Below are 25830 nucleotides of genomic sequence, written 5' to 3' on the forward strand. Positions count from 1 at the left end.
ATTCGTTCATGTCAGGTAATTAGTTTTCCAATGGAATATTGAGTACTTGACCACTGTATACACTGTTCCCATTTAAATGATTGTAGGCTTTTATTTTCTCTTCACCTGATCGGCTTTTGTAATATTTCATCGAGATTCGATACAGGTTTTCCTCTGGGCCAACAGTGTGCTGGACGACACGAACTGGCTTTTCTTCCTGCTTCTTTTTCTCTTCGACTTCTTTTCGTTTTTTCTCTTCTAGCTGTTTTTGGAGGGCTAGCTGCTGCTGCTCACGTTTTTTCGCAGCTGCGGCTTTTTCACGCTCTTCTTTCTCTTTAGCAGCTTTTTCTTTTTTCTTTTGCTCTGCTTTTTCTTTTGATCGCTGCTTTTCTTTTTCTTCATCTTTCTTTTTCTTCTCTTCATCAGACGCATCCGCTTTATCAGCTTTTGCGTCATTTTTTGTTTCGGCTAGTGCTGACGGAACTGGGTCTGTGTCAGCACTTGAGGTTTTATCAATGTAGACACCTTGATTGTTATTATCGTTAATTTCCTTTGAAGTGTAGTAGATCAATAGAAAGAAAACAGTGATGACGATGATAGGAAAGATAATAGCCAATGTCGTAAACAAAGGATTGCGCACTTTTTTCGTACGCTGCTTCTTATATTCATGAAAGTCTTCTCGTGTAGGAAAGTGAGAGTCATCAGAAGGATGTACTTTTTCTTCAAGAATTTCCTCTACATTGTCGTCATGGTTGTTTGTGAGCTGCTCCTTCTTTCTCTGCATTCTCGACATTTCTTCCATGTTCATCCCTCCCCTTATATTTCAAACGAATTTGACAAGCAAAGACTAAGTCAATGACAAAATGTGTCATGACAGGAACAAACAAATTCCCCGTCCACTCGTATAAAAGTCCTAAAAAAATACTAATGGAAACCACGAGGATAAACAAGAGTATTTTTGATAAATAGCGAAAGTGAAGAAGCGCAAACACGATGCTGGCAATCTCAAGTCCAAATTGCTGTTGAACAATTCCGCGAAATAGTATTTCCTCTGAAAAGGCAATGAGAAGTGCTAACCAAACAATATGCGGGATGCTTCGGTTTTTGAACATCTTTTCATTTAAACCACCATCATCATACATATGAGCAGGAAACACCTTCATGACAATTGCATCTATAATAATGACGAGCAATGCACCGCCAATTCCATATGTTAGAATGCGCATATCATGAATCTGCCAAAGGGCTGTAAAATCCGTCCATTGATCGAACATAAATATGCCTAGTAAAAAAGAAACGATAAGCATGAGCAGCTGCGTGAAATACAGCTGTTCTACGACTTGTCGATCGGTTAATTTTTCAATGATTCGGCGATGTTGTTCAATCAATGCTGCGCCTCTTTTGTCAGATGAAACATACGATCCAGCACAGTCTTCCAGTGTTTCATTTCATTCAGCTCCAATGATTGTTCTTTTTTTTCATAATCAGACAGGTTCAGTCCGCAAGAAGAGCAGCAATGCTTAGAGGACGCGCGCTCTGTTTGATCAAGCTGTTCGTGAAAATATGATAACAGAGATTGTCTAAAGCAGTCATGATCCATGATCCGCTCTTTAAATTGCCACACTTTTTTTAGCTTTTCTGTTTGTCTGTCCTGCAATATTTCTTTTAGATTCATCAGAATTGCCGGGCGCTGTTCGGACTCATGCATCATGTAATAGTGCGTCAGCATTCTTGCACGCGTCTCCTGAAGCCCTGTTTCCATCAATCGTTCACGTAATTTTTTTTCATCATTTGTCTGCATTTGAGTCAGTTGTGATAAGTAGAAATCAATTTCTGGTTCGTCAAATCCTTCTGTTTGGATCAAGTGTAGCTGAATATCTGCATCCTCTTCTGTATATAAAAGAATGCTCACACTGTTTTTCCCGTCCCTTCCCGCTCTTCCAATCTCTTGCATAAATGCTTCAATCGATTGCGGAGGGCTCATATGAATGACAAACCGGATATTTGCTTTATCGATTCCCATGCCAAAAGCACTCGTACAGCAAATGAGATCAAGCTGACCGCTGATAAATTGCTGCTGAATGAGCATACGATCTCCTGCGTCCATTCCGCCATGATAAAACTCAACACGCTGATTGGTTTTTTGTTTCATACAGAGAGCAAGCTCTTCTGTCATTTGCCGGGTTGGGCAATAAATAATGCCTGGTCCTTGCAAAAAATCCGCAAGCTCAATGGCCCGTTTCTCTTTTGCTTCTTTCGATTCGTGCACTTCTTTGACTAAGGCAATGTTCGGGCGGTTGACGGAATGAATATGAAAGTCTGGATGCTGCAACCTTAGCGTTTGCACAGTATCTTTTAGCGTTTGTTTCGTTGCTGTAGCTGTAAGAGCTAAAGCCACAGGATGACCTAACGCTTCTCTCCATTCTCCGAGCTTCGAATATTCAGGACGGAAATCATGCCCCCATTCTGATATACAATGCGCTTCATCGACGACAAACAGACCAATACGCATCGATTTGAGCTGTTCAAGCAGCACTTCTGACATTAATGCCTCAGGTGCGACGAATAGAAATTTATATGATGGCAAATGCCGAATGATATGTCGCCTCTCCTGAAAAGACAATGTGCTATTAAGCGCCGCCACTCGTTTTTCTCCGCGCATTTTCATTCGTTCGACTTGGTCCTCCATAAGCGATAAAAGCGGCGAAATAATCAGAACCAGCCCGTCTGTCATATAACCGGGAATTTGATAGCAAAGTGACTTTCCTCCACCCGTAGGCAGCATGGCAACCGTATCTTTTTGATGCAGTACACTTCGAATAATGTCCTCTTGACCTGCTTTAAATGTGTCGTGGCCAAAGTATCGCATGAGCGTCTGATGAAGCTTATCCATTTGCTTTCACCATCCTTGTCAGTGCCAAGCGTATTTGAAAATAAGTAAATGGATGCTCGAGTTTTTCTTTAATCAGCTTCATTTTATTTGTTTGCAGTTCTCTGGCTACAGCAAGGATCTCCCGCTGCTCTTTTATACTCACATAGGGATCTATTGAAAAGCTTGGCTCATGTATCGACAGCTCCACGATATGATCTTCAATCGTTGCCTTTTTTAATGAACGAATGTGAGCAATTTGTTCAATATCAAATCCTTTTTGGACAAGCTCAAGTGTTTTGTGAGTAGAAGTTGTTAACACGCGTTTAAATTCAAGGTCACCTACGAGCTTCTGCAAAGTCGGCGCCTCACCTTTTTGGGCAGATTGAATAAAATAATGGAGTACATTCCAAAAAAGCAAGTACACATACCACACATCTTCTTTCATCCACTCCGCCATTTGCTGATACGTACGCCCGATTCGTTCATGTGAGGTCAATGAGTAAACAAAAATCAGTGCCTCTTGATCACTTAGGTTCATTAGGAGTTTTTCTAGTTCATGATGCAGCTCTTCTGAAAGCTTGCTTTTCTGCTGATGCTGTTTCAAAAAAGATTTCGTCCAGCTTTGAACTGAGACATCTCTTTGTATTGGAACATATTGATGTGATCCAGCCATATGGTGAGAAAGCACTTGTACAAGTAAAGAGAGCCTCATCCATAGCATCTTTGCTTTATCGTGGTATTTGGCACCATGAAAATAAGCAGGCATCGGTTTTTCAGAGAAATGCTGGTGTAGCATTTGCTGCCCTGCTTCAGTGATACTCAGTGTCTCATCGTTTTTTCTAATATAGTGCTTCTCTTCAAGCTTTAAAGCAGAACGATTCAGCTGATCCCTCGTAAACCCCGGGTAACAGCCGAAGTACCTGGAAAGCTCAAACAAGCTGGCATCCTGTATGGTTTGAGATGATTTTTTTCCTTTAAAAAGATGGTAGACAGCACTAATGGAGCGTTCGCCGTTCAATTTATATACGCTGTCCATTAACATGACATCCAAATAATGAAGAGTCATTCATCAAAGCACCTGTCTTCCTGACAAAATTCGAATATTTTCTCCCTTTATTTTAACAGATTTCATACAAGAAGAAATGTTTAAACTCAATTTATGGGGGAAAGTTATGAACAAACCCTTATGTGATAAGCATTCTCAATCACTTTACAGTTGAAATGTGAATTTAAAATCATTACAATAAGGTTTGAGGAAATTGTTTTTTATCGGTGAAACTAAAAAGGTTAAACCATGTGTTCCATCGAACTATTTGGGAGGTATTTTTTTAACATGGCAAAATATACAATTGTAGACAAAGACACATGTATTGCTTGCGGCGCATGCGGTGCAGCTGCTCCAGACATTTATGATTATGATGATGAAGGCATTGCATTTGTTACGCTTGACGACAACCAAGGGACTGTAGAAGTTCCAGAAGTACTTGAAGAAGATATGCTTGATGCATTTGAAGGATGTCCAACTGACTCAATCAAAGTTGCGGACGAATCTTTCGAGGGTGACCCACTTAAGCATGAATAGTATAAAAGCCCCTTATGCAGGGGCTTTTTTTATATTAACTATTTTGAAGTCGGCGTTTATTTTCAAACCATGGACGCATTTTCACAAAAATGAAGCTAAATACGATGGTAATGATGATTCCTTTAATAAAGTTAAAAGGTAAAATCCCTGCTGTAATGGTCGTCTTGAGCGCATGATCTGATAGTTCAGGTGCGTTTAAAAACCATGTGTAAGCTGGCAGGAATAAGAAGTAATTTAAAATGCTCATCATCACAGTCATAAGTAATGTACCCATGATCATTGACCAAGCCATTCCTTTTGCTGATTTAATTTTTTTGAACATAAAGGCGACTGGTAAGATGAATAGTGTGCCTGCAATGAAGTTCGCGACTTGCCCAACTGGAACGCCGGACATACTGCCTTGAATGAGATAATGCAGAACATTTTTTAATGCCTCAACGGCAATTCCTGCACCTGGCCCATAAATTAAAATCGCAATAATCGCTGGGATATCGCTGAAATCAATTTTCAAATACGCTGGAAGCCCTGGGAAAGGGAAATCCAATAAAATTAACACGAACGAAATACTGCTAAGCATACTGGTGACGACTAAACGTTTTACTTTACTTTGATTCAATATTCTCTCTCCTTTTCGATCAAATCTTTCGAAAAGAGGATTGTTCAATTTCAGCCACAAAAAAACCGCTCATGAAAACAGGAGCGGGGAATTTAGGCTAGACAAATAAACGTGTGAAAAACCAAGTTTTCAACGTTTACGAACCTCCATCTTCTCCCATCCAGACTATACTGTCGGCTTCGGAATCACACCGAATCCTGCCAAAAAAGGCTCGCGGGCTTAGAGACTATGCTCATCACCGCCGGTAGGGAATTGCACCCTGCCCCGAAGATTGATCATTATTCAATTCGACATCATTATATATGATATATGAGCATTTGTACAGATAAAAATCCTGAGCAATTTCATCAGTTTTAAGAAATCGCAAAAAACTTAAAAATTATAATGACAAATACGAAAAAATTGGTTATCTTTTGTTTAAAGGTGTCCATTCTTTATAAAGACACTAAGAAATGTTCGTGTTTTCTTTTTCGCTTTACTGCTTTAATTTGATTGACACAGCGAAAAGGAATATGGTAAATTATCAGATATTTATGACGTTTATTTTAGGAGGAAATCTTACGATGTTTCGAGTATTAGTCTCAGATAAGATGAGCAATGATGGTCTTTTACCACTTTTAGAATCAGATTTTGTTGAAATTGTCCAAAAAAATGTAACAGAAGCAGAAGATGAATTACACACATTTGATGCCTTACTTGTCAGAAGTGCGACGAAAGTGACCAAAGAGCTTTATGAAAAAATGACTTCATTAAAAATTGTCGGCCGTGCCGGTGTGGGAGTAGACAATATTGATATTGATGAAGCAACCAAGCATGGCGTCATTGTGATCAATGCACCAAACGGTAATACGATCTCCACAGCTGAGCATACATTTGCGATGATCTCTTCACTCATGCGTCATATTCCACAAGCCAACATTTCTGTGAAATCAAAAGAATGGAACAGAGGTGCCTATGTTGGTGCAGAGCTTTATGGAAAATCTCTTGGGATTGTTGGACTTGGCAGAATCGGAAGCGAAATTGCCCAGCGTGCAAGAGCATTTGGCATGACAGTCAACGTATTTGACCCGTTTCTGACAAAGGAACGCGCAGAAAAAATCGGTGTCAATGCCAAGTCACTTGATGAAGTACTCGAAGTATCAGATATCATCACTGTACATACCCCGTTAACAAAAGAAACAAGAGGACTTCTCAATAAAGAAACAATTGCAAAAACGAAAAAAGGCGTTCGCCTAGTGAACTGTGCACGCGGTGGTATTATTGACGAGCGTGACCTTCTTGAAGCGCTTGAAAGCGGCCATGTTGCAGGAGCTGCACTCGATGTATTTGAGGTAGAACCTCCTACTGATAATCCGCTTGTAGACCATCCGCTCGTCATTGCGACTCCGCATCTTGGCGCATCGACGAAGGAAGCACAATTAAATGTAGCGGCGCAAGTATCTGAAGAAGTACTTCAATTTGCAAAAGGACTCCCTGTTATGTCATCTATTAACCTACCAGCGATGACAAAAGACGAGTTCAAAAAAATTCAGCCTTATCATCAGTTTGCAGGAAAGCTCGGACGTCTTGTCTCTCAATCAATGAGAGAACCTGTAAAAGAAGTAGGCATCTCTTACGAAGGCTCTATTTCAAAACTCGAAACATCCTTTATTACAAAAAGTCTTCTGTCAGGCTTTTTAAAAGAGCGTGTTGATTCGACTGTAAATGAAGTCAATGCTGGAATGGTGGCAAAAGAACGCGGCATTAGCTTTAGTGAAAAGATTTCTTCCAGTGAATCTGGTTACGAAAACAGCATTTCTATTGAAGTCAAAGGCGACCTTTCAACCTTTACTCTAAAAGCAACCTATATCCCGCATTTAGGAGAACGCGTTGTTTCCATTAATGGATTTAATATTGATTTTTATCCAGATGGACACCTTGTCTACATCCAGCATACTGATGCACCTGGTGTAATTGGAAAGGTTGGACAAATTTTAGGCGACCACGATGTCAACATTGCGACAATGCAGGTAGGACGTAAAGAAAAAGGCGGCGAAGCCATCATGATGCTTTCTTTCGACAAGCATCTTGAGGACGAAATTGTCAAAGAATTAACCGAAGTGCACGATATACTTTCTGTCCGTCTGATCGACCTATAAAAAATCATGATAAACCTCATGCACATGCATGAGGTTTATTTTTTTGAAACCATTAAACGATCTCCCGTTCGGATGAGATGAGTAGTCAGCTCATTGATCTGTTTCAATTGTTCCACAGTCATCTCATGCGCCTTTGCAATCGACCAAAGGGTATCTCCTTGTTTAATGAGATATGTATTGTTCTCTTGTCCGTTTACATGTAGAGCAGGCTCTTGGAAGCGATCCATTGCAATGATTGTGAGTGGATCTACCGCATCTTCTTTGCTGACTGACCAATGCCCCCTGTGCACCTCAAAATGCAAATGAGTGCCTCTAGACGCCCCTGTGTTGCCGATAATGCCGATCGGCTGTCCTGCTTCTATATGGTCACCCTTTTTAACAAAACGCTCGTGTAAATGTGCATAGACGGTTTCATATCCATTTGGATGCTGGATAAACACAACCTCGCCATATGTAGCAGATACATACGAACGCGAGACCTCACCTTCACTTGCAGCAAAGATGGATTCTCCTTCTGGCGCAGCTATATCTAATCCCATGTGCGAGCCGCCTCTTGTCCCAAACAAATCTGTGACTTCTCCTTTTATCGGCTCCACCCATTCGCTTGTTTCCTGTGCATGAGCAACAGGTGAAAAGATCATCAAAAAACAGCTGGCACATATGAAGCAATACCTTTTCATTAGTGACTCCCCTTCTTTGAGGTTCTTTTTATGACAGCTTAGTATACAGCAAGGAAGCTATTTTCTATACATCAAAAAAGAACGCAATTTCTTGCGTCCTTTAACGGTCTTTTATGACAACTGGATTCGGCAGAGCCGGCACCTCTATCGGTTCTTCTAATTCATACGGCCCAACTTGATCTGTTCCCGCCTGTTGAATGGTGACCTCTGTAAAACCAAAATCTTTCGCTGAGAGCAGCAGACCTTCAATGAGTAAAATATGATCATTTGAGTCCGATAATTGCGCTGATGCTCCAAACGTAATGGTCACATGTTTTCCTTTAGACGTCACTTCTTTAATCGGTTCGTCTTTAATTAATGGATTAAGTCCTGCATCGCTTGTACGCTTCATAGCTTCTACCGCATCTTCATACGATGAATAATGCGTTTTTGAAGGCACCAAAAAAGTCCCGCTCTTATTCTCTAAAACATAATAAGCGTGCTTTGTTTGTTTTTCAATCGATATTGTTCCAACGCTTCCATTTGCTCCTAGTTGAAGGTGAGAACCTTTGGCTGTCTTGACTTGCACCTGCTCATATTTGCTCCATTTTAGCGTTTCTTTTACCATATCTTTAAACCTGCTGGCTTCTTTTAACGTATCAAGGGACAAATCACTTTTTAATTGAAAAACAAGTGTATCTCCTTTTTCACGAAGGTCCACCATATCCATATAAGATTGAAGAGGCTTTGTCATTTCAGGCAGCTGCACCTGTTCATATGTGTTCACCATATCCTGCAAATGATCATACTCATCCTCTTTTTCAATGCTAATCGGAACCACTTGAGAGGTCGATTCATCTATGTATGCTATGGTCATAAACTTTTGCTGCTGCTTACGAGACACAACGTGTGAGGGGCCATTAGTCTGTTTGACCGCCTCTAATGTGGCGTTTACCTGACTTTTGTCAGCACTTGAGTCCATTTTCATTTGCTGATGATGATCTTGAGCAGCCGGCTGAAATAAATGAGGAGAAATTAAAAACGCCATAAATAAAACCACAACGGTTGCGACCGCTGGACCGATCCATTTGGCACTTTTCTTTTTCTGCCCGCTTGCCATCAGCATCTGCTGGTATATCTGCTTAGATGAACGGTTGTCCTCCACCTTTGGAAGCTGACTTAGTAACACCTTGATTCGTTCTTCGCTCCAATCGGACCTGTTCGTTTTCATTCACTAGCTCCTCCTTCAAAAGCTCCATATGTTTTCGGAGCACTTTCAGGCCTCGGTGCTGCGTTGTTTTGACTTTGCTTTCCGAGAACTTTAGCGCCTTTGCCGTCTCCATGATTGAGTAGCCCTGGATAAATCTTAAAATGATGACAGCTCGTTGATCAATCGTGCACTGATCAAGTGCGGCATAGATTTCTTTCACATTTTCATCCTGTACAGCCAGTTCGTCTGGGAGCAAGTCTGGGTCCTTTACATCCTGCTTATCCCAATCAAACGTACCGAGTACCCGTTGTCTAATGGTTTGCTGTTTGCGAAACCAATCAATTGCCACATGCCTTGCAATTGAAAACAGCCATGTTTTCTCGCTGCTTCTTCCTTCAAAAGTTTTATATGAGTGAAGTACCCGGATGTAAACCTCCTGAACGAGATCCTCTGCCTGATTTTTATCTTTAACCATATAAAATAAAAACTGGTACAAATCTTGATGGTACGAATCATATATTTTTTGAAAGGTTTCATGCATAGGAAACCCCTCCGTTCACTTATTTTTGTCGAGTGACTCTTAAAAAACGTTACATTACAACTTTATGACAAATATATTACAAGTTCGACAATTTGGGAAGGGCTTTTTGTTTAACTTCTCCTTAAAAATATGAAAATAAAAAAACACTTCTTTTTCTTTCGAAAAGAAGTGTTAGATTGTTGACAAAGTGCTAAAATGATGTTTATTTTAGCACTTTGTCTTCTTTTCAGCGTGATAGAAAACCTTTGAAGTCTAGGAAGGGCGAGCACTGGCGCGGAGCGAATTGAACATTCGTGAGCACCAGCGCGCAGACCTGACAACGAATGCGAGGGTTTGTCTACACGCTGACACTTCTTTTTCTTTCGAAAAGAAGTGTTTCTCATGTAACAAGATTCTTCGTCAGGATTAGACGAGTTCCTGCTTTTTTCTCGGAATATAAAAGGTAAAGTGTGTACCAGTACCCGCTTTGCTATGTGCATGAATGGAGCCTTGATGTGCTTCTACGATATTCTTCACAATCGCAAGACCAAGTCCAGTACCAGAACGCCCTCTTGTTCTTGCCTTATCCGCTTTATAGAAACGTTCGAAAATAAATGGCAAATCCTCTTCCGGGATTCCGCTTCCTGAATCTTTCACATCCATTTTCAGACCGCTTTCCACCGATTGAACCGAGAAGTGAACCTCTCCGCCCTCTGGTGTATGACGAATGGCGTTATCAATGAGATTCGTAAACACCTGCTCAATTTTATCCGGATCGAGTACAAAGTAAGGTTCATCCACTTGAATGTCATATGTGAGATCAACTTGCTTTTCTTTTGCTATACCAAGAAACTTGCGGTAAATCTTCTCGGTCAGCTCTTCTGTATCTGTTGATTCAAGATTCAGTGTAATATGGCCAGCTTCCATTCTCGCTAGGTCTAGAAGGTCATTCACAAGACGCCCCATTCGAAGTGATTCGTCGTAAATAATTTGCGCAATCTCTTTCTTTTCCTCTTCTGAGCCAGCAATATCATCTACAATTGCCTCACTATATCCTTGCAGCATAGCAATTGGAGTACGAAGTTCATGACTGACATTGGCAATGAAGTCTTTTCTCAGCTTATCAAGTCTTCGTTCCTCTGTCATATCACGAAGGACCGCAACTGCTCCCCTAACGTCCTGCTGATTATAAAGCGGAGACATGAGAAGAACCCAAGTACGTCCTTGCAGTGTGACTTCAATCATTTGCTCTTTTTCCGTGCTGACGGCTGTATGAAACAATTCTCGCGCTTCTGGAGGCAGTTCATCTCCATCTTTGATCTTCATATTTTGCTCGTAATACCATGCCTGCAAGAATCGTTCTGCAGGAGGATTCGTCATGAGGATCGTTCCATCAATATTGATGGTGATGACACCATCAGCCATACTGCTTAAAATATTGGACAAATGCTCTTTTTCTTGATTTAAAGCTGTGATATGAAATTTAAGCTGCTTGCCCATTTGGTTAAAGGCGATGGCCAGTTCTCCAATTTCGTCTTGCGTTAATATAGGAATCTTTGTATCAAATTTCCCTTTCGCCAGATCCTGCGCTCCCTCTTTCATCTTTCTAAGAGGATAGGTGACACGTGTTGATAAGAAGAACGCGAAAATAGTGGTCAGAACAATGGCAATTCCGGCTGCTAGGAAGATATAACGCGTCGTATGTTTTGTTGTTTGCTCTACCGCAAGTAATGATTGAGAAAGAAAGACCATGCCTTTTTTTCCGTTTGCCTCAAATGGAACACCGACAACAATTCGTTCATCCTTATGATTGCCTGCATTTGGTTCTGCACGTTTACTGATTTTTTTACGATCTTTTAGTGCTTGATTCAAATCACCGTCTGCTTCAATTTGTTTCTTTGTAATCGCAGGAAGCTTCCCGTCTTTTTCAGACGAATACCACTCTAGCCCGTCCTCTTGGATAATCGCAATACTCGTCAATTTGTCAGCAAGCTCTGATGTAATCGACCTTGCGAGTGATTGATCGTCATGGCTTTCTAAAATGACCGCCACTTTATTTGCCATTTGCGTTAAATCTGACTTTGCTTCTTCTACATGGTAATTTTCAATGAACTCTAAAAGAAGCACGGTTAAAATAGATAAAACGATGAGGACGAGGAAGAGAATGGTTAACCATAGCTTTCCAACGACACTTTTCCACAGTTTCATTCAGCGCCGACCTCAAATTTGTACCCGACACCCCATACCGTCACGATTTTTTTCGCAGCTTCTGGTGACACTTTATTCAGCTTTTCGCGAAGTCGTTTGACATGAGTATCGACTGTTCTCAAGTCTCCAAAGAATTCATACTGCCATACTTCTTTTAACAGCTTCTCTCTGTCATAAACCTTATCCGGTGTTTTCGCAAGGAAATATAAAAGCTCATATTCCTTCGGCGTGAGACTGACTTCTTTGCCATCAGCTGTCACTCTATGCGCGTCGTGGTCAATTGAAAGATGAGAAAACACAAGGACATCTTTTGTTGTTGTCCCAGTATTGAGATAAGACGTTTGAGAAGACCTTCTGAGCAATGCTTTCACACGTAAAACAACTTCACGCGGGCTAAAAGGTTTGACGATGTAGTCATCCGTACCTGCTTCAAACCCTTGCACGCGGTTGGCTTCTTCTCCTTTTGCCGTCAGCATAATGATTGGAGTCGCTTTTTTGTCTCGAATTTGATTACACACTTCGATCCCATCTGTACCAGGCATCATTAAATCGAGCAAAATGAGGTCATAATCTGTTTGGAGTCCTTTTTGAATGGCCTCATCTCCATTTTCAGCTTCATCGATTTCATAATTTTCACGCTCTAAATACATTTTTAAAAGGCGGCGAATTCTTGCCTCATCATCTACGACTAATATTTTCGTTTGAGTTGTGTGTTCCATTAGACAATCCTCCTGCTTTCTCCGTTGTTACATTCATTTTAACAAAAAGCCGAATCGATTCATAAAAAGTTGGCCTTTTTCATGTGATTACGCGTAAGAATGAAGCCCTGCAATCACAAGATTGACAAAGATGAGATTAAACATAATGATGGCGAATCCGATGACAGCTAACCAAGCGGACTTTTCGCCATGCCAGCCCCTGGATAAGCGAAGATGAAGGTAGGCTGCATAAAAGAGAAACGTAATTAATGCCCATACTTCCTTCGGGTCCCAGCCCCAGAACCGAGTCCATGCAATTTGCGCCCAGATCATTGCAAAAATGAGCCCGCCTAACGCAAATACAGGGAAACCAATGGAAACAGCTCTGTATCCAATTTCATCGACTAAATCTAGGTTCACCTGTTTCACGAGCGGTTGAAGCAGAGCACTCAGTCGTTTGCGAATGATCAAGCGAATCAGTCCATACAAAATCAGCCCCGTGCCGAATGACCATAACACCGTATTGACCTTTCTTCCTGAAAAAACAGGCGGCAAATCAACAAACGGTTCCAAACGATCTTGCGTCACAAGCTCTCCTTTATGAGGTCCAACTAGAGCTGGCAGCTCATAGACCATCACACTTTCCTCTTTATTTTTATCGACCCAATTAAATTTCGCTTCGTATCCTGTCATTCTAAAGATGGACGTGACTGCGATAAATGCAAGTGTCACAACAATCATAAACATGACAAGCTCTAAACCAAATGTCTTCTTACCTGGTTTTGTTTGATCGACATGCTTTAATAAGAAGATGACACCTGCCACAAAGCTGATCGCTAAAATAGCTTGCCCTAGTGCTGCTGTTGTCACGTGAATATAAAGCCAATTACTTTGTAATGAAGGAATTAGCGGTGATATATCAGATGGGAACATACTTGCATAGGCAATAATCAATAAAGCGATTGGAAGTGTAAATAAACCAAGTACCGACACTTGATACACAAAATATAAAATGATGAATGCGAGCACAAGCATCATGCCAAAAGCCGTTGTGAATTCAAACAAATTACTGACTGGTGCATGACCAGACGCCATCCACCTTGAAATAAAGTAGCCAAATTGACTTAAAAAACCGATGATGGTGAGCGTAATACCGATAAGTGCCGCCTTATTTCTGCGCGGTCCATCAACTTTCTTTTTTCCTTTAATGGCACCACCAAAAAAAGGAACTGCCGCTAAATACAATAGAAAAGCTGCAAATAACAGGTTTTCACTGACTGCTGCCATCTAATCCTTCCCCCTTGCTTTTGCTGATACTTGTTGTATCAGGCAGTTCTTTTTGATCAACTGGCTGTTTGATGCCACTGTCACTTAGGATCACGCCAAGATCAGACTTTAAGCCAAACCAGTTTTTGTTTGTGTGTCCTGCCACGAATACTTTTCCATCCTTTGCAGACAGCCAAATTCTTCTATGCTGCCAATACATCCCCTGCACGACACCAATCATGAAGATGATCCCGCCTACGATGAGCACCCCAAGAGTTAAATCTTTTCTCACCGTCAATCCCGTGACGTTTTTCGTTTCCACTCGATCAAACTTCATTTTATATAGGTTATTATCAGAGCCCTCTACTGTCTCTTGAATCGCCACAAAGCTTTTTTCACCTTTAGGCTTTTCAGGAGAAACCATTTCAAACACGAAAGCAGGATTATTCGGATTCCTTGTTTTCGTACTCGGCGTTCCATCATCGTCAAAATAAAAATCAGGGAGATAGCTCATCACTTTGACTTTGTAACCGCTACCAAGATCATATTCTGACTTAGGCTCCAGCAGATTAATCTTCACTGTTCCGAAAGATTTTTCTGTATCTTTACGAATCAGCTGAAAGACCATTTGATCGAGTTCATTTTGTTTAAAATCCACTTGATATAATGAGAAATGATCAAACTTGAGCGGTTCGTTCACTTTGATATCGTGTTCTGATACCTGCTTCAGCTTGGGCTTTTCACCAAACACAACTTCCCCTTCACGTTTGTATAAAGTGGCATCGGTTTTATAACTTTTCACTACTTGACCGTCGCCAGCTCTTTCAATCGCATTCTCAAACACTTCTTTTTCATTTCCAGTTTCATAGCGGTCAATTGAAAACGCATTATTTTTCAAAAAATATTGACCATCTGTGCCTGGAATTGGGGCAGTTTCACCCTCTCTAACCCACAGCGTTTCATCCACATACATGCCTGGGACAAACCGGAGCATTGATCCAATGAGAAAGATGATTAATCCAATGTGATTGACGTAAGGGCCCCAGCGTGAAAAGCGGCCTTTTTCCGCTAAAATATGTCCGTTTTCTTCTCGCACGCGGTAACGCTTTTGTTTCATTGCTTTCTTGATGCCTTCATATGTATGCTGATCTAACGTTTTGTCTGTCTCACTGAACAGCCGCTGTCTTCTCATAAAGCCTTCTTTTTTAATAACCCCTTGGTTTTTAAGTGCTCGATAAAGAGGAATAACCCGGTCGAGACTGCAAATGACAAGGGAGATTCCGATGGATGCAACTAAAGCTAAAAACCACCAAGAATTATAAAGATCATGGAATCCAAGTGTGTAATACAGCTTGCCAAACGACCCATATTGCTCTTCATAATAGGTGGAAGCAGATGCACCTGGCGGAATAAATCGCTCCTGCGGAAAAATCGTTCCTAATGAGGAAGCAAGCAGTGTGATGACAATCAGCCACACACCCACCTTAACGGAAGAAAAAAAGTTCCATACTTTATCAACAATCGTTTTGTTGTATGTTTGCGAGCGTCTCGCACTGCCGTCATATCTCATATCAAGCAGCTTTGAAGAGTTTTTCTCTTTAGCCGCAATAGGATTTCCGCAGGATTCACATAAAACAGTACCGATTGGATTAATATGTCCACACTCGCATTTTACCTCTTTCATTCTATGACCCCTTTGGTTTAATCAAATTCATATAATCATAGATTTGACGTTCTGTCATGGTTCCCTTTATGACTTTGATTACCTTGCCTTCAGGATTAACTAGAAGCGTGGTTGGTAGTTGTCCTATATCATATGCCTCTGTTACTTGACGATCCTTGTCCATGGCAACAGGAAAATTCACGCCATAAGATCCCATAAAATTTTTCACGGCAATATTGGATTCTGCAACATTGACTGCAACAATTTCCACACCGCGATCCTTGAACACTTCATATTGATTTGCCATGTAAGGGAATTCTTGTTTACATGGACCACACCAGGTCCCCCAAAAATTAAGAAAGACACCTTTGCCTTTTAAGTCCTTTAATTCAATCCGTTCCCCATCCACAGATTGAAGGACAAAGTTTGGCGCAATAGATCCTTCTTTGACCCGATCCTGTTTGGCAAATACTGAGTTATACATGGTATAACATAGTGCAGCAAGCATCACGAGGAGAATGCCCGTCCGTATGAAAAACCGTCTTTTTTTCATCTGAAGTACCCCTTCCCCATAGACATTCAGGTAAATTATAGCATTCTCCTTCTTTTGATGCTTCTTCATTTTTTGAAGTTTATGTGAAAATTAAAAAGCGCTTTTCCCGTGATCTGCAATTGCTCTCAGGCGCTTTACTTCATGCGGTGTTAATTCTCTGCGGTCTCCTGGTCTCATGCCTTCAATATGAAGGAACGCATATTGCTCTCTTTTTAGCTTTAACACATCATGACCGATCGCTTCAAACATGCGGCGCACTTGTCTGTTTCTGCCTTCATGAATGGTTAATTGAACGATAGATGTCTGCTTTCGTTTATCGATAGAAAGCATCTTGGCACGAGCACGTGCAGTCTTTTTATGATCTAACATAATCCCTTTTTCTAGCTTTCTAAGCAATTCCTTTGATGGGATGCCTTTTAGCTTCGCTGCATATGTTTTATCAATTTCGTATTTCGGATGCATGAGCTTATGGGCAAATTCCCCGTCATTTGTAATTAAAATCAAACCGCTCGTATCATAATCTAAGCGGCCGATTGGATAAAGGCGCTGCGGGACGTCATCAAAGAAATCTGTGACAACCTTACGTCCTTTATCATCCTCGGCAGCTGAAATGACGCCGCGCGGTTTATAAAGCATAAAGTAAACCGGTTCTTCTCTTTCAAGCTTTAATCCGTTGACTTCAATTTTATCTGAAGAGCCCACTTTTACTCCGAGCTCTGTCACTGTTTGACCATTAACGGTAACTCGTCCTTCTTTAATTAATTCTTCTGCCTTTCGTCTAGAAGCGACGCCGGCATGTGCAATTACTTTCTGTAAACGTTCCATTTTGTCTTTCACCTCATGTACTATCTTACTTGCTTGACTTAAAACAAACAAGCATTCGTGGAAAAATAAGCGATTCGTCTGTTTAATTTCAGCTAAAAAGCAATTTTCCATCCATTGAAAGACAAAAAAGCGCCTCATTAGGCGCCGCTAAATAACAAACTGACGATGATGACAGATGCAATGATGCCAATGAGGTCCGCTAACAGACCTACTTTCAGCGCATCTCCCATTTTTTTTATACCGACTGCCCCAAAATAGACCGTTAAAATGTAGAGAGTGGTATCAGTTGACCCTTGCATGACAGCTGCGAGCTGTCCGATAAATGAATCTGGTCCATATGTCGCAATGAGGTCTGATGTCATCCCGAGTGCAGCTGTGCCAGATATCGGACGAATAAACGCAAGCGGCACCACTTCTGCCGGGAAGCCGATCGCTGTAAACACGGGTTTTAACAGTCCCATGACAAAATCAAGCGCACCAGACGCGCGGAATATCGTAATGGCCACGAGCATGCCGACTAAATAAGGAATGATTGAAAAGGCAATTTGAATACCTTCTTTCCCGCCCTCGACAAATGTTTCATAGGTCGGTACCTTTTTAATGGTTCCCGCAATTAAAATTCCTGCGATGATCAGTGGGATCAAAGCAAGTGACAGCCAGTTAATAAATGACACGAGATCACCCCCGCCTGCTTCTGCGATAGTGGAAATAGCGATCAATGAGAATGGCACCAATGCCTGAAATGAGTGTCGCCAAAATGGTTGGCCCTACAATGTCTGTTGGCTGATCTGCACCATAGGTCATTCTAATTGCAATGACGGTTGTTGGCACGAGTGTGATAGAGGATGTGTTGACCGCTAAAAATGTAATCATGGACCGGCTTGCTTCATTTTTCCCGCCGTTTAATGCTTTCATCTGCTCCATTGCCTTAATCCCAAGCGGTGTAGCGGCATTCCCGAGACCAAAGAAATTCGCCATCAGATTGGACAAAATATATCCCATCGCAGGATGGTTAGGCGGAATATCCGGAAATAGCTTTGAAATAAAGGGACGGCACAATTTACTAAAGAAATGTAACAAGCCTGCCTCTTCTGCAATCTTCATCAGCCCGAGCCAAAAAACGAGGACACTAATCAGACCAATTGAAATGGTCACTGCTTCCTTTGATCCCTTAAATACAGCTTCGTTTACTTCCTCCATCGTTCCGTTGAACATCGCGTACACAAGACCGATGACAGTGAGGAATACCCAAATTAGATTGACCATGAAGATCCGCCTATAGATGTCTGAAAGACAGACTTAAACATTTCTTGGAAGCTTTTTTGAGGCATTCGATTTCGTTTATTTTCATAAAAAATCGGTACTTGCTCGATCACCTGTCCATCTAATAAAAACGTCATTTTCCCTACAACATCAGGGATGGCCTCGGCGTTTTTTTTCCACTTCTTTTGAGGAGTAAGCATTTCCGTTTCAATTTCTACTAGCTTTTTCTCATCTTCATTTAAAAAATAGTCCACATCACGTTTGATAAATGCTTTTTTTTCGTAAAAGGTTCCTTTTAATGAAGCGAGTCTTCCTTTTTCAGCAAGTACGTACGTTTTATAATGATCAAATGCATATTCAAACATAGAGATATGATCCTTCCAATCATCTGGCGCATTAATGGTCACAGCGATCAGTGCCGCATCCCCTTTGGCAGCTGTAGAGACAAGTGTGCGTTTTGCAAGCTTCGTATATCCCGTTTTCCCACCAGTTGAATATTTGTATAATCCGGTGACCAGCTTGTTTTTATTTTTCCAATAGCCTTCCATCGTTTTTGCTTTATAGAAAGTCGTGCCTGCAATTTTTTGATATTGTTTATGCTCCATGGCGTATTTTGTTAAGATAGCCATGTCATAGGCTGATGAATAATGATGTTTATGATCATCGAGTCCATGCGGATTTTGAAAATTCGTATTCTCCATTCCTAGTTCAGATGCTCTTTGATTCATCATAAAAATAAATCCTTCTAAGCTGCCGCCCACATGCTCTGCAATGGCAACAGCTGCATCATTTCCAGAACGCAGCATAAGCCCGTATGTCAAGTCTTCTAGGCTCACCTTTTGCCCTTCTTTTAAATAAATCGATGAGCCCTCTGCTTGAATCGCGCGCTTTGATACTTTGACGGTGTCTTTCATTTTTCCTGATTCAATGGCTAATACTGCCGTCATAATTTTCGTAATACTGGCGATTCTTCTTTTTTCATGCTCGTCCTTTCCAAATAGGACTCTGCCTGACTGTCCATCTATTAAAATGGCGCTTCTTGCACTCACCGATAATGACATATCTGCTTTGGCATGTGAGGAAAAAGGCAGTAAGAGTGTAAATAGAAGAAGGACTGCTGTTCCAATTTTTAAATAGGGCATGTTCATTCACGTCCTTGTCCGTTTTGTACAAGTGTATGCGCGGCTGAAAAAGTTATGATGCCTCGTCCATAAAAAAAAGCGTCTCTATATGTAGAGACGCTCCTTCCTCTTGCTTATACCATTTTCATTTGCTGATGAGATGTCGTATATTCTAGCTCTTCTCTCATCGCTAAAAAATCTTTTTCTAATGAAGAAAATAATCGTTTGATCTCAGCGGATACTTCATGGTGGAAAACAATGCTGCTCTTTCCTGTATATGCGGAACGGCTGTCTTCATACCATGTATCCTTTTTCGGCGTGAAAAACTCTTCAATACATTGATGATAAATACGGTGAAGCGTCTGCTGCGCGGCTTGCTGCGGGAATGTCTGCTGCTGGCTGATTTTCCTGCAAACTGCCGCTGCATCCTCGCTGTACACTGCAAGCTTCCGTAATGTATTCAATATGTCACAATAATAGGCTTCCGCTTCAGGGTTTAATCGTTTCATACTTGATAAGGTAGCTTCGTTCAGAAAACCATTCATTTCAGTTGCAACCTTTGATAAAAAGACGCCTGCTTGATCAACTTGAGCCTTTACATTCATATGTGCCATTTGTTTTGTGTTTACCTTCCCCTCATGGCTTTATGACCATTTTATCTGACATCAATAGATGTTAGACCTAAAATCTTTTTTATATTTTATCATACATTTTTCATTCTTTTGAACTATTTTATCTCTTCAAATGTTTGATTGAAGTTTTCAAAAAATAGATCAGCTTCTTCTTGTACACCATCTGCTTCCACATTCTCTGGAAGTGGCGGTAATTCATCCAATGCCTTTAAGCCAAACTGCTCTAAAAAGGTAGGTGTTGTCCCATAAAGAATTGCTCGCCCAGGGCCATCGGCACGTCCAACTTCACAGAGCAGCGCTTTGGCTACTAAACTATGAAGCACCCGCTCTGATTTGACTCCTCTGATTTCTTCTACCTCACTGCGTGTGATCGGCTGTTTATAAGAAACGATTGCGAGTACTTCAAGCGCTGCCTGAGACAAACCTTTGGATGGGGTCTCGACTAATTTTTTCAAATAAATGCTGTATTCCTTTTTCGTCAGCAGCATATATGAATCTGCATATTCAATGAGCTCAATTCCTCGTTCTTGTTTTTGATACTCTTCCTTTACGGCAGACATCATATCGAGTAACGCTGCCTCTTCTACTTCAAGAACAGACATGAGCTGTTTTTTTGTTAAGCCTTCGTCACCTGCTGCATAAAGCAGCGCTTCTATGATGGCTTTCCAATTCACGATATCAAGCGTCATGAATCGTTTCACTCCCTATTATATAAATGTCTTCAAAGTTTCCTTCCTGCTCTAACATGATTTGATGACCTTTCATCAATTCAAGAACAGCAAGAAACGTCACGACAAGGTGCTCCTTTTGATCATGTTGAAATAGAGTCATGAAATTGGTCCGCTTTTTCGTTTTTCTTAAATGGTTCATAATCTCATTCATTTTGTCTTCAATCGGGATTTCTTGTCTTGTAATCCTAGATGGTTCTGGTTTCGTTATTTTCTTTCGGTTCAATACCTTTTGGAACGCACCTAACATATCATACACCGTGACATGCAGGTTTGTGTCCTTCGCTTCCGATTCTTTTGCAAATTCGCTTAAATCACTCGGAGGTTTTGTAAAGGCATTTTGCCTTTCTTCCTCGCGTTCCTTTAGTTCTTGTGCTGCATCTTTATACTTTCGGTATTCAATCAGTTTGCCAATCAGCTCTTCTCGAGGGTCCTCTTCCTCTTCAAGCAAGTCTTCATCAAATAGCTCTTCCTCTTGTTTCGGAAGGAGCATTCTGCTTTTAATACTCAGGAGGGTTGCAGCCATCACCAAATATTCACTTGCCACATCAAGTTCAAGCTCCCTCATGGTATGGACATATAATAAATACTGCTCCGTAATTTTAGCAACGGGAATATCATAAATATCAATTTCCAACCGGTTGATTAAATGTAAAAGTAAGTCCAATGGACCTTCAAACGAATCTATTTTCACCTGATATTCCAGCATTTTTTCTCACCATTTCTACTGTCTTCTAAGTACCGTTTCACCGGCTAACCTTTAGTATAAGACAGGATAAAGCTCTCGTCCAATATAATTTCGACCATGATGTCCTAGGCAAAATAAGAAAAACAGTGGTTTCGCCCATACCACTCAGGGCATTTATACATAGAATACCATTGTAAACAGAACTGATGAAAAAGGAGGCCGTATCATTATGGGAGATGGCTATAACTTTGGCGGAGGTTTCGCGCTTATTGTCGTGCTTTTCATCTTGCTGATCATCGTTGGCGCGGCTTGGGTTTATTAAAGAAACAGAGCGTCCTTTCACGAAGGGCGCTCTTTCTTCTTTTCTTTTCAATATGTTAGACTGAGAGTGGAAAAGGAGATGACCACTGTGTATCCTGAAGCGTACGTGGCTTTTTTACATGAATTTCATACGACAAGAGATTATTTTGAGTGTCATGAAATTCTTGAGGAATATTGGAAGGAAGACCCGCCTGAGCAGCGCAAAGAATATTGGGTTGGCTTCATTCAGCTTGCCGTTGCTTTGTATCATCAAAGACGGGAAAATGGAAAAGGTGCAAAACGGCTCATTTCAAATAGCCTCCACTTGCTGGAAGCAAACCGGCCCGTATTATCGAACCTCGGTCTGGATGATGAGGCGTTTCTCATACTTCTGAGAACGCTGAAGAAGAAAATGGCTGAAGACATGTCATACGAAAGTGTGATGCTCCCGATTAAAGATGAAGCGCTCCTGTCTCTATGCCAAGAAATGGCTCAAAAAGAAGGACTGGTCTTTGGCCAGGAGAGCAACTTATCCCACACATTTTTGATCGAAAAACATAGACTGCGTGACCGGACAGATGTATTGCTTGAACGAAAAAAGCAAATCGAACGTAAAAAAAGCAGAGGACTGTAGCCTCTGCTTTTACATGTGTGATATTTAATTTGTTTCGCTGTGACACTTATGAAAGAAGCCTTGCGTTAATTCATTTGGAATGAGTGTTTTGGTTTTGAATACCTCTTCCACGGCTAAAACCATTTCCTTGCCGATTCCTTGATCTCGATGGGATGGATTCACACTAATATGCTCGATTTGTACTTGGTCGTCTGTTTTCAACACACCAATAGCACCTACGATATCCTCGCCATCTTTCCAAAGGAACAGCTGCCGATTTTCATCCATTTCATATGACTTCATCGTCTGCTGAAGCTGTTTGACGTCTTTCTCACCCGGCATGAAGGAGAGTAGCCCCATGGCAATTTTTTCAAAAGACCTCTTATAACGAATTAACATATATACCCCTCAATATTCAAATTATCCTTATGTCCAGCAAATGTCTCACGAATCATTTGCTCATCACACATTATAAACATTTTTATACCGTTTTTAAACTCTTTTTCACTAAATTAACGAAAGGTACGGTTGAGATTCGCCATTTCAATGGCAGCTGCAGCCGATTCGCTGCCTTTATTTCCAGCTTTTGTACCGGCTCTTTCGATAGCTTGTTCAATGGATTCTGTTGTTAGTACACCAAAGATAATCGGTACCCCTGTTGACATGGCACTTTGAGCAATTCCTTTAGCGGCTTCATTACAAACATAATCGTAGTGAGTTGTTGCGCCCCTGATTACAGTTCCAAGTGTAATGACAGCATCATATTTCTCTGTTTCAGCTAGTTTTTTTGCCATGTACGGAATTTCAAAAGCACCCGGTACCCACACGACATCAATATCGTCACCGTTTGCTCCGTGTCTGAGCAATGTATCTTCTGCTCCGTCAAGCAGTTTACTTGTAATAAAATCATTAAATCTCGCGACGACAATTGCAAATTTTAATCCTTCTGCTACTACATGCCCTTGTATTGTATTCATATGTTGATCATCCTTTTTTGTGATTTTTTATTTTGTTTCGATAGCTGCTGTTTCTTTATTATTTAAATAGGTTTGCAATGCTTCTATTGTCAGCATCTTTAAACCGTGCTGTTTTTGGATTTCTTTTAGTTCTGGAACACGCGCCATTGAGCCATCTACATTCATGATTTCACAAATGACACCCGCTGGCTCTGAACCTGCCAGTTTCGCAAGATCTACCGCCGCCTCTGTATGACCTGGTCTTTCTAGTACGCCGCCTTCTTTTGCAATGAGCGGAAATACATGACCTGGGCGGGCAAATTCTTCTGGAGTTGCGTCTTTATTTAACATGGCAAGCATGGTCGTAGAGCGCTCAAAAGCACTAATACCAGTCGTCGTTGTCACATGATCGATGCTCACTGTAAAAGCTGTATGGTGTGCATCTGTATTTTGTTCTACCATTGGATGCAGGTTCAGGTGTTTGGCAATCGACGCATGGACCGGTGTACAAATGAGACCTCTTCCATGTAAAGCCATAAAGTTAATCACTTCAGGCGTGGCATGCTCAGCAAGTGCCACAAAATCTCCTTCGTTTTCTCTGTCTTCATCATCCACTACGATAATGATTTCTCCTTCTTTCAGAGCGTTTACTGCTTCTTCTACTAAATGATACATACAATCGCCTCCTAGAATCCGTGCTCTTTTAAAAATGATGGGGTCAATCGGGATGGCTTCTTTTCGCCTTGTTCTTTTGTTAAAAAGCGATAGATGTATTTACCGATCATGTCACACTCTATATTCACGATCTCTCCCATAGATTTAGTCGGGAAAATAGTTCCTTCAAGCGTATGAGGAATAATAGAGACTGTGACGTGTGAATCTTGCAAATCGAAAATGGTTAAGCTGACACCATCTATTGCGATCGAACCCTTTTGCGTGAGCATATCTGTGAGGGTCTTGTCCATCTCTAAATCATAGTAAATGGCATTACTTTTCTTTTCTATTCGGGTAATGACTGCCGTCCCGTCAACATGGCCTGAGACAAAATGACCTCCGAATCGTCCATTCGAGGACATGGCCCGCTCTAAATTCACTGGACTGCCTGATGTCAGCTGATCCAGTGATGTCGCTTTGACCGTTTCTGGCATCACATCTGCTGCGAACTGTGCTTTTGTAAAGCTTGTGACTGTAAGACATACACCATTGATCGCAATACTGTCTCCGAGGTGAACATCTTCTAGCACACGGCTGCACTGAATGACAATTTCTATGGCATCTGCTGACTTTTTGCTTAATGACTGAACTGCACCTACTTCTTCAATTATCCCCGTAAACATGTGATCCTCCCTTTCTTTTCATTTGTATTTCTCACTTTTTAAAAAAGCGATGTTAGGGACATGTGATCGATTGAGCACCTTCGTCGCTTTTTATGGTCCATACAAGGTAGATGAGGGATCACCTAATAAACACTGCATGCCGGTCTATTCACTACATGAACATACAGAAAGCCCCGGAAAAAATTCCGGGGCTTTGGCTTTTTTGCATCAGAAATAAAACTATGATCGACAAATATTTTTCGTTCATAGCTTTCTTTATCCTTCTCCCATCCAGACTTTCACTGTCGGCTTCAGCTTTTCACTGAATCAACCGTTAATAAATTAACGGGTCACGGGCTGTAAAGCATTTGCTTTATTACCGTCGGTCGGGATTTTCACCCTGCCCCGAAGGATACAATCGATATTTAGCTGTCCTTAGGGGCTATTATAGCGATCCTTGTTGTCAAATGCAACAATCAAGATTTCTCACAAAAAAAGCCTCCTTATAGGAAAGGAGACTTGTTAATTAACGACTTTTACTACTTTTATAAGACCATCTATTCTCTTTTCATTACTAAAGTAGGCTTTAATACGATCACCTTTCTTCAAGTCGGCCACATCATCTTCGAATTTCTTTCCACTAAAAATGATTTTTGTGCCGTTTTTTGCTTGACCGTAATATTCATCTCCGTCAATTTTCGTAATGGTATATTCATAGATGGTATAATCTTTATCATTATTTGTTAAGCTTTCACCAATGGCTGTTGGCACATCTTCAATTTTCATGCCATTCATGTATAAATAACCTGCGCCTAAACAAAGCAGTAAAACAAATAAGATGGCCATTTTCAATTTAATTTTCCCCATATTTAGAACCTCCATCATCTGCACTTCGCCTATTTGTATGTTTTATTCCTTCTTTTGATGAAATAAAACCAAAAAAGCTGATTTCCATTAATGGTTACTTATATAACGATTGAGATGGACCTTTGGTTCCACCTTTTCATCATTACATATGATACGAATATGCGTTCTTTATTAAGGGGGTCTCTTTCCTCTTTATCAGTTAGCAAGGCGCACATTATTGATGATCATCTTTTTTCGAGTGCAAATAAATCTTCCTCTAACAATTGCGATCTCTGAACAGCGATGTTCCGGCTGTCACGAACCCCTTGATTATAATAGTAGCTTCCAAGGTTTTTTGTGATAAATTCTAGTATATTGATGGCTGCTAATTCACCAATTTCTTCTTCTCGTTCTTCGGCAAAGTAACGCTGAATGGCAATCATCATTTGATCTTTTTCTTCTTTTGTTAATGGTTTCAAATTATCTCCTGCTTTCTTTCAGCATGACCACGCTTTTTAGATTTGTACTGACAATGTGGCGACACCCACAAATACGAATGTTTGTTCTCTTATCATATC

Annotated in this window: 29 protein-coding genes, 1 pseudogene and 2 riboswitches; of the genes and pseudogenes, 4 read left to right on the forward strand and 26 right to left on the reverse strand. The window is 40.9% G+C overall.

Annotated elements, in window-relative coordinates:
• Window positions 1–19: 19 nt before the first annotated feature.
• The 4 genes from MHH41_RS10375 to MHH41_RS10390 are packed head-to-tail and all read right to left on the reverse strand — an operon-like array spanning window position 20 to window position 3917.
• Window positions 20–781 carry a LysM peptidoglycan-binding domain-containing protein gene (locus MHH41_RS10375; protein WP_340866281.1) on the reverse strand — a complete coding sequence of 254 codons (762 nt, stop codon included), beginning with the start codon at window positions 779–781 and terminating at the stop codon, window positions 20–22.
• On the reverse strand, window positions 726–1367 hold the full coding sequence (locus MHH41_RS10380) for a CPBP family intramembrane glutamic endopeptidase (RefSeq protein WP_137055032.1): 642 nt from the start codon (window positions 1365–1367) through the stop codon (window positions 726–728). The genes MHH41_RS10375 and MHH41_RS10380 overlap by 56 nt, the downstream gene beginning before the upstream one ends.
• Window positions 1364–2872: a RecQ family ATP-dependent DNA helicase gene (locus MHH41_RS10385; RefSeq protein WP_106028752.1), complete on the reverse strand. Its 1509-nt coding sequence runs from the start codon at window positions 2870–2872 to the stop codon at window positions 1364–1366. The genes MHH41_RS10380 and MHH41_RS10385 overlap by 4 nt, the downstream gene beginning before the upstream one ends.
• Window positions 2865–3917 carry a helix-turn-helix domain-containing protein gene (locus tag MHH41_RS10390; RefSeq protein WP_212045947.1) on the reverse strand — a complete coding sequence of 351 codons (1053 nt, stop codon included), beginning with the start codon at window positions 3915–3917 and terminating at the stop codon, window positions 2865–2867. The genes MHH41_RS10385 and MHH41_RS10390 overlap by 8 nt, the downstream gene beginning before the upstream one ends.
• A 267-nt stretch (window positions 3918–4184) precedes the next feature.
• On the opposite strand from MHH41_RS10390, the gene MHH41_RS10395 reads away from it, so the two are divergent.
• Window positions 4185–4433 (forward strand): ferredoxin, encoded by a 249-nt coding sequence (locus MHH41_RS10395; RefSeq protein WP_003215700.1) that lies wholly within the window; start codon window positions 4185–4187, stop codon window positions 4431–4433.
• A gap of 34 nt (window positions 4434–4467) precedes the next feature.
• On the opposite strand, the gene MHH41_RS10400 is transcribed toward MHH41_RS10395, so the two are convergent.
• A complete protein-coding gene (locus MHH41_RS10400; protein WP_012010414.1) occupies window positions 4468–5049 on the reverse strand; it encodes an ECF transporter S component in 582 nt (193 codons plus the stop codon).
• Between the two features lie 144 nt (window positions 5050–5193).
• A riboswitch (FMN riboswitch) is annotated at window positions 5194–5325 on the reverse strand.
• A gap of 287 nt (window positions 5326–5612) precedes the next feature.
• Here MHH41_RS10400 and serA point away from each other — a divergent pair.
• Window positions 5613–7187: a phosphoglycerate dehydrogenase gene (serA, locus tag MHH41_RS10405; protein WP_012010415.1), complete on the forward strand. Its 1575-nt coding sequence runs from the start codon at window positions 5613–5615 to the stop codon at window positions 7185–7187.
• A gap of 35 nt (window positions 7188–7222) precedes the next feature.
• On the opposite strand, the gene MHH41_RS10410 is transcribed toward serA, so the two are convergent.
• From MHH41_RS10410 to MHH41_RS10480, 15 genes are all read right to left on the reverse strand, one after another.
• A complete protein-coding gene (locus MHH41_RS10410; protein ID WP_226803640.1) occupies window positions 7223–7867 on the reverse strand; it encodes a M23 family metallopeptidase in 645 nt (214 codons plus the stop codon).
• A gap of 100 nt (window positions 7868–7967) precedes the next feature.
• Complete coding sequence (locus tag MHH41_RS10415) at window positions 7968–9077, reverse strand: sigma X negative regulator (RefSeq protein WP_327839391.1); 1110 nt, start codon at window positions 9075–9077, stop codon at window positions 7968–7970.
• Window positions 8989–9597 (reverse strand): RNA polymerase sigma factor SigX, encoded by a 609-nt coding sequence (gene sigX / locus MHH41_RS10420; protein ID WP_003215976.1) that lies wholly within the window; start codon window positions 9595–9597, stop codon window positions 8989–8991. Before sigX ends, MHH41_RS10415 begins: the two co-directional genes overlap by 89 nt.
• Before the next feature lie 405 nt (window positions 9598–10002).
• The gene (locus MHH41_RS10425) at window positions 10003–11784 is read right to left on the reverse strand and encodes an ATP-binding protein (protein WP_003216141.1); all 1782 of its coding nucleotides are present in this window, start codon (window positions 11782–11784) and stop codon (window positions 10003–10005) included.
• A complete protein-coding gene (locus MHH41_RS10430) occupies window positions 11781–12503 on the reverse strand; it encodes a response regulator transcription factor (protein ID WP_003215596.1) in 723 nt (240 codons plus the stop codon). Before MHH41_RS10430 ends, MHH41_RS10425 begins: the two co-directional genes overlap by 4 nt.
• An 87-nt stretch (window positions 12504–12590) precedes the next feature.
• Window positions 12591–13769, reverse strand: a complete 1179-nt coding sequence (gene ccsB, locus MHH41_RS10435) for a c-type cytochrome biogenesis protein CcsB (RefSeq protein WP_050943828.1) — start codon at window positions 13767–13769, stop codon at window positions 12591–12593.
• Window positions 13753–15432 (reverse strand): cytochrome c biogenesis protein ResB, encoded by a 1680-nt coding sequence (resB, locus tag MHH41_RS10440; RefSeq protein ID WP_003215850.1) that lies wholly within the window; start codon window positions 15430–15432, stop codon window positions 13753–13755. Before resB ends, ccsB begins: the two co-directional genes overlap by 17 nt.
• Window position 15433: 1 nt before the next feature.
• Entirely contained in the window at window positions 15434–15964 is a 531-nt protein-coding gene (gene resA / locus MHH41_RS10445) for a thiol-disulfide oxidoreductase ResA (RefSeq protein WP_106065519.1), read from the reverse strand.
• 90 nt (window positions 15965–16054) lie between these two features.
• Window positions 16055–16789, reverse strand: a complete 735-nt coding sequence (gene rluB / locus MHH41_RS10450) for a 23S rRNA pseudouridine(2605) synthase RluB (protein WP_034620508.1) — start codon at window positions 16787–16789, stop codon at window positions 16055–16057.
• A gap of 137 nt (window positions 16790–16926) precedes the next feature.
• Window positions 16927–17463: a spore maturation protein gene (locus MHH41_RS10455; RefSeq protein ID WP_003216139.1), complete on the reverse strand. Its 537-nt coding sequence runs from the start codon at window positions 17461–17463 to the stop codon at window positions 16927–16929.
• A 4-nt stretch (window positions 17464–17467) separates the two neighbouring features.
• Window positions 17468–18055: a nucleoside recognition domain-containing protein gene (locus MHH41_RS10460; protein WP_003215919.1), complete on the reverse strand. Its 588-nt coding sequence runs from the start codon at window positions 18053–18055 to the stop codon at window positions 17468–17470.
• Entirely contained in the window at window positions 18043–19194 is a 1152-nt protein-coding gene (locus tag MHH41_RS10465; protein ID WP_340866286.1) for a D-alanyl-D-alanine carboxypeptidase family protein, read from the reverse strand. The genes MHH41_RS10460 and MHH41_RS10465 overlap by 13 nt, the downstream gene beginning before the upstream one ends.
• A gap of 113 nt (window positions 19195–19307) precedes the next feature.
• The gene (locus MHH41_RS10470) at window positions 19308–19787 is read right to left on the reverse strand and encodes a YpuI family protein (protein WP_003215803.1); all 480 of its coding nucleotides are present in this window, start codon (window positions 19785–19787) and stop codon (window positions 19308–19310) included.
• 113 nt (window positions 19788–19900) lie between these two features.
• Window positions 19901–20494: an SMC-Scp complex subunit ScpB gene (gene scpB / locus MHH41_RS10475; protein ID WP_034661126.1), complete on the reverse strand. Its 594-nt coding sequence runs from the start codon at window positions 20492–20494 to the stop codon at window positions 19901–19903.
• Window positions 20484–21242 (reverse strand): segregation/condensation protein A, encoded by a 759-nt coding sequence (locus MHH41_RS10480; RefSeq protein ID WP_340866288.1) that lies wholly within the window; start codon window positions 21240–21242, stop codon window positions 20484–20486. The genes scpB and MHH41_RS10480 overlap by 11 nt, the downstream gene beginning before the upstream one ends.
• A gap of 208 nt (window positions 21243–21450) precedes the next feature.
• Here MHH41_RS10480 and MHH41_RS10485 point away from each other — a divergent pair, with 208 nt between their 5' ends.
• Together MHH41_RS10485 and MHH41_RS10490 are read left to right on the forward strand one after the other, a co-directional pair.
• Window positions 21451–21543 carry a YjcZ family sporulation protein gene (locus tag MHH41_RS10485; RefSeq protein WP_012010430.1) on the forward strand — a complete coding sequence of 31 codons (93 nt, stop codon included), beginning with the start codon at window positions 21451–21453 and terminating at the stop codon, window positions 21541–21543.
• Window positions 21544–21630: 87 nt separating this feature from the next.
• Complete coding sequence (locus MHH41_RS10490; protein WP_050943825.1) at window positions 21631–22155, forward strand: DUF309 domain-containing protein; 525 nt, start codon at window positions 21631–21633, stop codon at window positions 22153–22155.
• 24 nt (window positions 22156–22179) lie between these two features.
• Here MHH41_RS10490 and MHH41_RS10495 read toward each other — a convergent pair whose 3' ends face one another.
• From MHH41_RS10495 to MHH41_RS10520, 6 genes and pseudogenes are all read right to left on the reverse strand, one after another.
• Window positions 22180–22533 carry a GNAT family N-acetyltransferase gene (locus tag MHH41_RS10495; RefSeq protein ID WP_003215830.1) on the reverse strand — a complete coding sequence of 118 codons (354 nt, stop codon included), beginning with the start codon at window positions 22531–22533 and terminating at the stop codon, window positions 22180–22182.
• 113 nt (window positions 22534–22646) lie between these two features.
• On the reverse strand, window positions 22647–23111 hold the full coding sequence (ribH, locus tag MHH41_RS10500) for a 6,7-dimethyl-8-ribityllumazine synthase (protein ID WP_012010433.1): 465 nt from the start codon (window positions 23109–23111) through the stop codon (window positions 22647–22649).
• Window positions 23112–23159: 48 nt separating this feature from the next.
• A pseudogene (ribB, locus tag MHH41_RS10505) lies at window positions 23160–23765 on the reverse strand (3,4-dihydroxy-2-butanone-4-phosphate synthase); the annotation flags it as partial.
• Between the two features lie 11 nt (window positions 23766–23776).
• Window positions 23777–24427: a riboflavin synthase gene (gene ribE / locus MHH41_RS10510; RefSeq protein WP_050943823.1), complete on the reverse strand. Its 651-nt coding sequence runs from the start codon at window positions 24425–24427 to the stop codon at window positions 23777–23779.
• Window positions 24428–24681: 254 nt separating this feature from the next.
• Window positions 24682–24823, reverse strand: a riboswitch (FMN riboswitch).
• Window positions 24824–24928: 105 nt separating this feature from the next.
• A complete protein-coding gene (locus tag MHH41_RS10515) occupies window positions 24929–25273 on the reverse strand; it encodes a hypothetical protein (protein ID WP_003215701.1) in 345 nt (114 codons plus the stop codon).
• A 224-nt stretch (window positions 25274–25497) separates the two neighbouring features.
• Window positions 25498–25731 (reverse strand): DUF2164 domain-containing protein, encoded by a 234-nt coding sequence (locus MHH41_RS10520; protein WP_050943822.1) that lies wholly within the window; start codon window positions 25729–25731, stop codon window positions 25498–25500.
• Between the last annotated feature and the right edge of the window lie 99 nt (window positions 25732–25830).

The organism is Bacillus sp. FSL K6-1145 (assembly GCF_038003425.1).
In the GTDB taxonomy this organism is placed as follows: Bacteria; Bacillota; Bacilli; order Bacillales; family Bacillaceae; genus Bacillus; species Bacillus pumilus.